The following is a 7,064-nucleotide window of genomic DNA, read 5'->3' as shown; positions in this document are numbered from 1 at the left end:
CCGTCGGCGGGGTGGGCCGCTGATCCGAGGAGTACTGCTGGTGAGACGACGGTGTCGTCTCGCCTGGGCTTCGGGGCTCGCACCCGCGCCGGACCCCGAGGTCCGAGGACGTGTACTGCGACAGGCACCTCATTTCTGGTCAGAGACCTTCGGAACTGGCGACGGTTTCTGACCAGAAGCGAGGTCTCTGTGACGGTTGAGGGGAGGGCGTCGGGTGAGGGGCGACGGGAACCAACGACGCCGCTCGACCGTTACTGCGTGGCACCCAACCGAGGAGGCCCCGCATGACCATCGCGACGACGACGCTCCCTGATCTGCAGACACAGTTTCGCCGCCTCGCCGACCTCGGTGTTCCGGGCATGCCTGCGGAGTTGACCCTGGCGGGCCCGACTCCACCGGGCTCGCTGCTCGCGCTGAGTCCCGATGTGGTGCCGGCGTCGGTCCTGTCCGGGTTCTTGCGCCGCGCCGACAAGCCCGGTTTCGTGGTCGAGGACATGACCGACGTGGACCTGTTCGCACCGGTTGCTCCCGTCGAGTTGCCGGACACAGCGCTCTACCTGGTGACCGATCTCGACCGCGGCGATCACCTCCGAAACGCCTCGCCCAACGAGGCCATCGTCGAATTCGAGCGGGTTGGGCGCACCCCGCTGACCTTGAGCGAGGGGATCTGCTGGTTGCTGCAGCAGCCCGAACTGCTCGAACCCAACCACTGCTTCATGACGATCGGTTCGCGGCGCGTCAAGCCGAACGGGAAACTCGATGCACGAACGCCGGGCATCTGGATCTCCGGAGGCACCGGGCGCGACGGGACCCAGCGGCGCGACGCCCCGAAAGTGGGCTGGTGTTGGGCGGGCAACCGGCACACCTGGCTCGGATTCGCGTCGGGTACCGCACGACTAGCGGTGGGTTGATCCGTATGAAGTTGTGTCCGGATTCCGGACTCAACGTCACACGGATCGCGCTCGCCGCTATCGATGACCACCTGATGACGACCGAACGGGGCTACGAGGCTCGCGGGAGGGGACCGACGCCGTGTTGGTCCGCGGAAATGTCCGTCGCCGCCGCTAGAATCTCGAACAACTGTTCGGCAGTATTCCGGGAGGTTGTGTGCGTGTCATGGGGGTCGATCCGGGACTGACCCGGTGCGGCATCGCCTTGGTCGAATCGGGGCGTGGCCGCGCGGTGACGGCACTCGACGTCGACGTGGTCCGCACGCCCGGTGACATGGACCTGGCCGATCGGCTGCTCGCCGTGTACACCGCGGCGTGCCATTGGCTCGATGTCCATCAGCCCGACGTGGTCGCGATCGAACGGGTCTTCGCGCAGAATCAGGTGTCCACCGCGATGGGCACCGCTCAGGCGGGTGGAGTGATCGCGCTGGCCGCCGGGCAACGGGACGTGCCAGTCCGGTTTCACACACCGTCGGAGGTCAAGGCCGCGGTGACCGGGAGTGGCCGGGCCGACAAGGCGCAGGTGACGGCGATGGTGACGCGGATTCTCGGAATGCAGACCAAACCGCGCCCGGCCGACGCCGCCGACGCACTCGCGCTGGCGATCTGTCACTGCTGGCGCGGACCGATGATGGAACGTATGGCGGCCGCACAACGGCAGGCCGACGAGGTTGCCGCACGGCACCGCCGACGCGTGGCGGCCGCGCGCGCAGGAAGGGACGCATGATCGCATCAGTTCGGGGTCCGGTCCTCGAGATTGCCCTCGACCACGCCGTGATCGATTGCGGCGGTGTGGGTTACCGGGTGCTGGCCACGCCGGCGACGCTGTCGAGGCTGCATCGCGGCGACGAGTCGACGCTGCTCACATCGATGATCGTGCGAGAGGACTCGATGACCCTGTACGGCTTCACCGAACCCGACGCACGAGCGCTCTTCGCGCTGCTGCAGACCGTGACCGGCGTCGGACCGCGGCTGGCGATGGCCACCCTGGCCGTTCTGGAACCCGAGTCGCTGCGTCGTGCGCTCGCCGAGTCCGACACCAAGGCGCTGACCTCGGTGCCGGGGATCGGCAAACGGGTGGCCGAACGCCTCGTCGTCGAGTTGCGCGACAAGGTGGACCGCCCAACCGGCGACAACACGGCGGCGGTCGCAGTGGTCGGTGGGATTCGAGAGCAGGTCGCAGACGCCCTTGTGGGACTCGGTTTCACCGCGGGGCCTGCGGAGAAGGCGGTCGCCGCGGTGCTCGCCGACACCCCCGACGCCGACGCATCCACAGCGCTTCGCCGATCGTTGGCGATGCTCGGGAAGGCGTCGTAGATGACGGATCGAGACGGCGGGTATTCGTCCGAGGAGCAGGAGCGGGAGGTCAGCGCACTGCCCGTGCGGTCCGACGGCGATCTCGACGCCGGACTGCGGCCCCGCTCGCTGGCCGACTTCATCGGGCAGCCGAGGGTCTGTGAGCAACTCGAACTCGTTCTGCACGGAGCGAAGGGCCGCGGCGGCACGCCCGACCACATCCTGCTGTCCGGACCACCCGGTCTGGGCAAGACCTCTCTCGCGATGATCATCGCCGCCGAGATGGGGGCAGCCATCCGCGTCACCTCCGGCCCCGCCCTCGAGCGGGCCGGTGACCTGGCCGCGATGCTGTCCAACCTGGTCGAGGGCGACGTGCTGTTCATCGACGAGATTCACCGCATCGCACGACCCGCCGAGGAGATGCTGTACCTCGCCATGGAGGACTTCCGGGTCGACGTCGTGGTCGGCAAGGGGCCGGGTGCCACCTCGATCCCGCTCGACGTCGCGCCCTTCACCCTGGTCGGCGCGACCACCCGCTCCGGATCGCTGACCGGCCCGCTGCGCGACCGATTCGGCTTCACCGCACACATGGAGTTCTACGACACATCCGAACTGGTCCTCGTGCTGCGCCGGTCGGCGGGGATTCTCGGGATCGTGTTGCGCGACGACGCCGCGTCGGAGATCGCAAGCCGGTCCCGCGGCACCCCGCGCATCGCCAACCGGCTGTTGCGCCGGGTCCGCGACTACGCGGAGGTGCGTGGCGACGGCACGATCACCGTCGACATCGCACGCGCCGCCCTTGCCGTGTACGACGTCGACGAACTGGGCTTCGACCGCCTCGACCGCGCCGTTCTCAATGCGTTGATCAGGGCATTCGGCGGCGGTCCGGTGGGGGTGTCGACGCTGGCGGTCGCCGTCGGCGAGGAACCGGCGACGGTGGAGGAAGTGTGCGAGCCGTTCCTGGTCCGTGCGGGCATGGTCGCGCGTACACCTCGCGGTCGAGTGGCCACCGCCGCTGCCTGGCACCATCTCGGGCTGACCCCGCCTGCGGGCGCCCTCAACGCGACATTCGGGGTTCGTCCACGTGATCTGGGGAACGGCACCCTCTTCGACGACCTCTGATCGGTGACCTGCGAGATCGGGCATCCCGGGCGGCATGGCACACTGGGAGGAGCGCCGTCGACCAGCGCGTCCGTGTTGTGGGCGCAGTCCACCGAGGTCGACGCAACAAGACCGCCGGGTACGCCCGTCGGCCACCACACCGACAAAGGACTGACGTTTCACCATGGAGTCTCTGCTCTTCCCCTTGCTGCTGGCCATGCTGGCGGTCTTCATGTTCATGACCATGCGCAAGCAGAAGAAGCGCATGTCCGAGATGCAGGAGATGCAGAGCGCCGTTGCCACCGGCACCCGTGTCCAGCTGACCTCCGGTCTGTTCGGCACCGTGATCGACGCGACCTCCTCGGACACCGTGGACGTCGAGATCGCGACCGGCGTGGTGACGCGCTGGAACCGGCTCGCGATCATGCGCGTCGTCCCGACCGATGAGGCCGCGGCGACCTACGCGGGTTACATCGAGCCCGAGGCCGATCCAGACGACTTTGACGCAGACGACTTCGAGGCCGAGGGCATCGACCTCGAGAAGAACGTCGACGACGCCGACGCCGCCCCGGACACCGCCGATCAGAAGCGCGACGGCGACAAGTAGCCCGGCGAGCCATCCCCGGCTCACCTGACAAACAGCACGACACGGACACCACTGCGAGGTCGGATATAACCCGCGGTGGTATGGGCCGGTACGGTTGGCCCCCGGTACGTCGGCCCCCCGATAAGTTGGCCCCCGGATACGTTAGCGACTGTCCACCCGGCCGGTTGGCCGTGCAGTCAAAGGAGACTCGAAGAGCAGTGACAACAACTCGCCGCGCAGCGACAGGTTCACGGCGGGCGAAGCGGTCGGGACCCAGCCGTGAGATCCCGCCGTGGCAGCCGCTTGTCGTCTTCCTCGGATTGCTGGCCGTCGTGTACGGCCTCATCTTCTTCACCGGTGCCAAAACCCTGGAACCCAAGCTGGGTATCGACCTGCAGGGCGGCACCCGCGTCACGCTGACCGCTCGCACCGAGAACGGTCAACAACCCAACCGCGAACAGCTCGATCGGGCAAAGCAGATCATCGAGCAGCGCGTCAACGGCCTGGGCGTGTCCGGATCAGAGGTTGTCATCAACGGTGACAACCTGATCATCACCGTCCCCGGCAAGGACGGCTCGCAGGCCAAGTCGCTGGGGCAGACCGCGCGCCTCTACGTCCGGCCCGTCGTCGGTCAACCGGTGCCGGCCACGCCGCAGCCGCGCAAGCCCGACGATCAGAACCAGAACCCGGCGAACACACCGCAATCTCAGCAGGTGCAGGCCGCGATCGCCGAGCAGCGCAAGCTCCGCCAGGCCCCTAGCAACGCCGACCAGAAGACCATCGCCGCGCTCCAGGCGCAGATGGCCAAGATGGACTGCTCGAAGACGACGTCGGACCCGCTGATGGGTAACGATCTGCCCGACCAGTACCTGGTGGCGTGCTCCCAGGACGGCACCCAGGTCTATCTGCTGGGTCCGGAGATCATCGACGGCCGCGACATCAAGGAAGCGAGCGCGTCGACCGACCCGCAAACCGGTGAGTGGATCGTCACCCTCGAGTTCAAGGGCGACGCCGCCAAGTTCTGGCCGCAGTACACCGCAACCCATCGGGGCACGGCGACCGCGTTCACCCTCGACACCCGCGTCGTCTCGGCACCGGTGATCCAGGACGCCATCCCCGGCGGGTCGACCCGGATCAGCGGCGGCACCGCCGACCCGTTCACCGAGGCGTCCGCAGGCGACCTCGCGAACGTGCTGAAATACGGTTCGCTACCGCTGTCGTTCACCGCGTCGAACGCCGAAACCGTCTCTGCGACACTCGGTTTGTCGTCGCTGAAGGCGGGCCTGCTGGCCGGTGCCATCGGTCTGCTGGCGGTGCTCATCTACGCGCTGGCCTACTACCGGATGCTCGGCATCCTCACGTTCGCGTCGCTGGTGCTCTCGGGGCTGATGGTCTACGGCATCATCGTGCTGCTCGGGCGTTGGATCGGCTTCACCCTTGATCTCGCGGGCATCGCCGGTCTGATCATCGGTATCGGTATGACCGCGGACTCGTTCGTCGTCTACTTCGAACGAATAAAAGACGAGATGCGCGAGGGCCGAAGTTTCCGGTCCGCGGTCCCGCGGGGTTGGGCGAGTGCTCGACGCACCATCTGGTCGGGTAACGCGGTCAGCTTCATCGCAGCCGCGGTGATCTACATCCTTGCCGTCGGTGAGGTCCGTGGCTTCGCGTTCACCTTGGGTCTGACCACGATCCTGGACGTGGTGGTCGTGTTCCTGGTCACCCACCCGCTGGTGGTGCTGGCCTCGCGGAACAGCTTCCTGTCCAAGCCGAGCGTGAACGGTCTGGGCGCGGTGGCCGAGGTCGCCCGCCAGCGTCGGGTCTCCACCCGTGCGACGGATCAGACCAGTGACGGCAGGCAGGACACGACCACCGCGGCGAAAGGATCGGCGAAATGACCAAACCCACCGACCGTTCCGCGGGCGACGGCAAGACCGATGTGATCGAGCCGGCGGCAGGCAGTGACGCCGACTTCGTCGCCGACACTCGCCGCTCCTTCCTGTCCCGGCTCTACACCGGAACCGGTGCGTTCGAGATCGTCAGCCGACGCCGCATGTGGTACGGCATCACCGCCGGCATCCTGCTGATCTGTGCGCTGTCCATCGGTGTGCGCGGGTTCAGCCTGGGCATCGACTTCGAGGGTGGTACCCAGATCTCGATCCCGGTGTCGACCGGGGTCAATGCCGACTTGGTCGAGAAGATCGTCGGCGACACCCTCGGGGGTGCGCCGGAGTCGGTGCAGACCGCGGGTTCGGGGAGCAGCGAGACGGTGCAGGTTCGGACCGAGACGCTGTCCTTGCAGCAGGCCGAGGCCGTCAATCAGGCTCTCGTGGCGGAGTTCGGGCCCGAACTCACCACCGAGGAGATCAGCATCTCGGACGTGAGTTCCACCTGGGGTCGCGAGATCACCGAGAAGATGCTGATCGCGCTCGCGGTGTTCCTGGTCATCGTGTTCGTCTACATCGCGGTGCGCTTCGATCGAGAGATGTCGATAGCGGCGATGGCGTCGCTGTTCTTCGACATCCTCTGCACCGCCGGTGTGTACTCGCTGGTCGGCTGGGAGGTCACGCCCGCCACCGTGATCGGACTGCTCACGATTCTCGGTTTCTCGCTGTACGACACCGTCGTCGTGTTCGACAAGGTGTCCGAGAACACGCGGTCGGTGCTGCAGACCACGCGTCGCACCTACGGCGAACAGGCGAACCTGGCGATCAACCAGACCCTGATGCGTTCGATCAACACCACCGTCATCTCCGTGCTGCCGATCATCGCGCTCATGGTGATCGCGGTGTGGCTGCTCGGCGTCGGCACGCTGAAAGACCTCGCCCTCATCCAGCTCGTGGGCGTGGTCGTCGGCGCCTACTCGTCGATCTTCCTCGCCGCGCCCCTGCTGGTGACGCTGAAGGAGCGTCGCCCCGAGATCGCCCGGCACACCAAGAAGGTGCTCGACCGTCGTGCCGGGGTGGAACCTGCAGAGGAGTTCCGTCCGCGCAGCGGACGTGCTGGTCGGGTCAGCACCAGCAAGGTTTCGGGTGCGCCGGGCCGGGCCGGCGCGAAGGCCAGATCGGGCGCGGGCGACACGGACGACGCGCGGCCCACCGGAAAACGCCGGCGCGCGCGCTAGTCTCGGC

At 67.3% G+C, this 7,064-nt stretch carries 7 protein-coding genes; all 7 read left to right on the top strand.

Annotated elements, in window-relative coordinates:
- Positions 1–284 precede the first annotated feature (284 nt).
- Positions 285–911 (top strand): DUF5701 family protein, encoded by a 627-nt coding sequence (locus MKW15_RS13080; RefSeq protein WP_240858629.1) that lies wholly within the window; start codon positions 285–287, stop codon positions 909–911.
- Between the two features lie 196 nt (positions 912–1,107).
- Positions 1,108–1,677, top strand: coding sequence for a crossover junction endodeoxyribonuclease RuvC (gene ruvC / locus MKW15_RS13075; protein WP_240858627.1), 570 nt, complete (start codon positions 1,108–1,110; stop codon positions 1,675–1,677).
- Entirely contained in the window at positions 1,674–2,267 is a 594-nt protein-coding gene (ruvA, locus tag MKW15_RS13070) for a Holliday junction branch migration protein RuvA (RefSeq protein WP_240858621.1), read from the top strand. The genes ruvC and ruvA overlap by 4 nt, the downstream gene beginning before the upstream one ends.
- A complete protein-coding gene (gene ruvB / locus MKW15_RS13065; RefSeq protein ID WP_240858615.1) occupies positions 2,268–3,368 on the top strand; it encodes a Holliday junction branch migration DNA helicase RuvB in 1,101 nt (366 codons plus the stop codon). It begins immediately after the preceding gene.
- A 163-nt stretch (positions 3,369–3,531) separates the two neighbouring features.
- Positions 3,532–3,954 carry a preprotein translocase subunit YajC gene (gene yajC / locus MKW15_RS13060; RefSeq protein ID WP_240858611.1) on the top strand — a complete coding sequence of 141 codons (423 nt, stop codon included), beginning with the start codon at positions 3,532–3,534 and terminating at the stop codon, positions 3,952–3,954.
- Between the two features lie 197 nt (positions 3,955–4,151).
- On the top strand, positions 4,152–5,831 hold the full coding sequence (gene secD / locus MKW15_RS13055) for a protein translocase subunit SecD (protein ID WP_240858603.1): 1,680 nt from the start codon (positions 4,152–4,154) through the stop codon (positions 5,829–5,831).
- The gene (gene secF, locus MKW15_RS13050) at positions 5,828–7,057 is read left to right on the top strand and encodes a protein translocase subunit SecF (RefSeq protein WP_240858595.1); all 1,230 of its coding nucleotides are present in this window, start codon (positions 5,828–5,830) and stop codon (positions 7,055–7,057) included. Before secD ends, secF begins: the two co-directional genes overlap by 4 nt.
- Positions 7,058–7,064: the final 7 nt, after the last annotated feature.

It is taken from the genome of Gordonia gummivorans (assembly GCF_022513585.1).
GTDB lineage: Bacteria > Actinomycetota > Actinomycetes > Mycobacteriales > Mycobacteriaceae > Gordonia.
The sequence above is the reverse complement of the archived record's forward strand: the minus strand, read 5'-3'. Positions and strand labels throughout refer to the sequence as shown.

Excerpts from the sequence above, each read along its gene's own strand:
- ruvB (WP_240858615.1), top strand. The coding sequence starts at position 2,268 with ATGACGGATCGAGACGGCGGGTATTCGTCCGAGGAGCAGGAGCGGGAG.
- secF (WP_240858595.1), top strand. The coding sequence starts at position 5,828 with ATGACCAAACCCACCGACCGTTCCGCGGGCGACGGCAAGACCGATGTG.
- yajC (WP_240858611.1), top strand. The coding sequence starts at position 3,532 with ATGGAGTCTCTGCTCTTCCCCTTGCTGCTGGCCATGCTGGCGGTCTTC.
- ruvA (WP_240858621.1), top strand. The coding sequence starts at position 1,674 with ATGATCGCATCAGTTCGGGGTCCGGTCCTCGAGATTGCCCTCGACCAC.
- MKW15_RS13080 (WP_240858629.1), top strand. The coding sequence starts at position 285 with ATGACCATCGCGACGACGACGCTCCCTGATCTGCAGACACAGTTTCGC.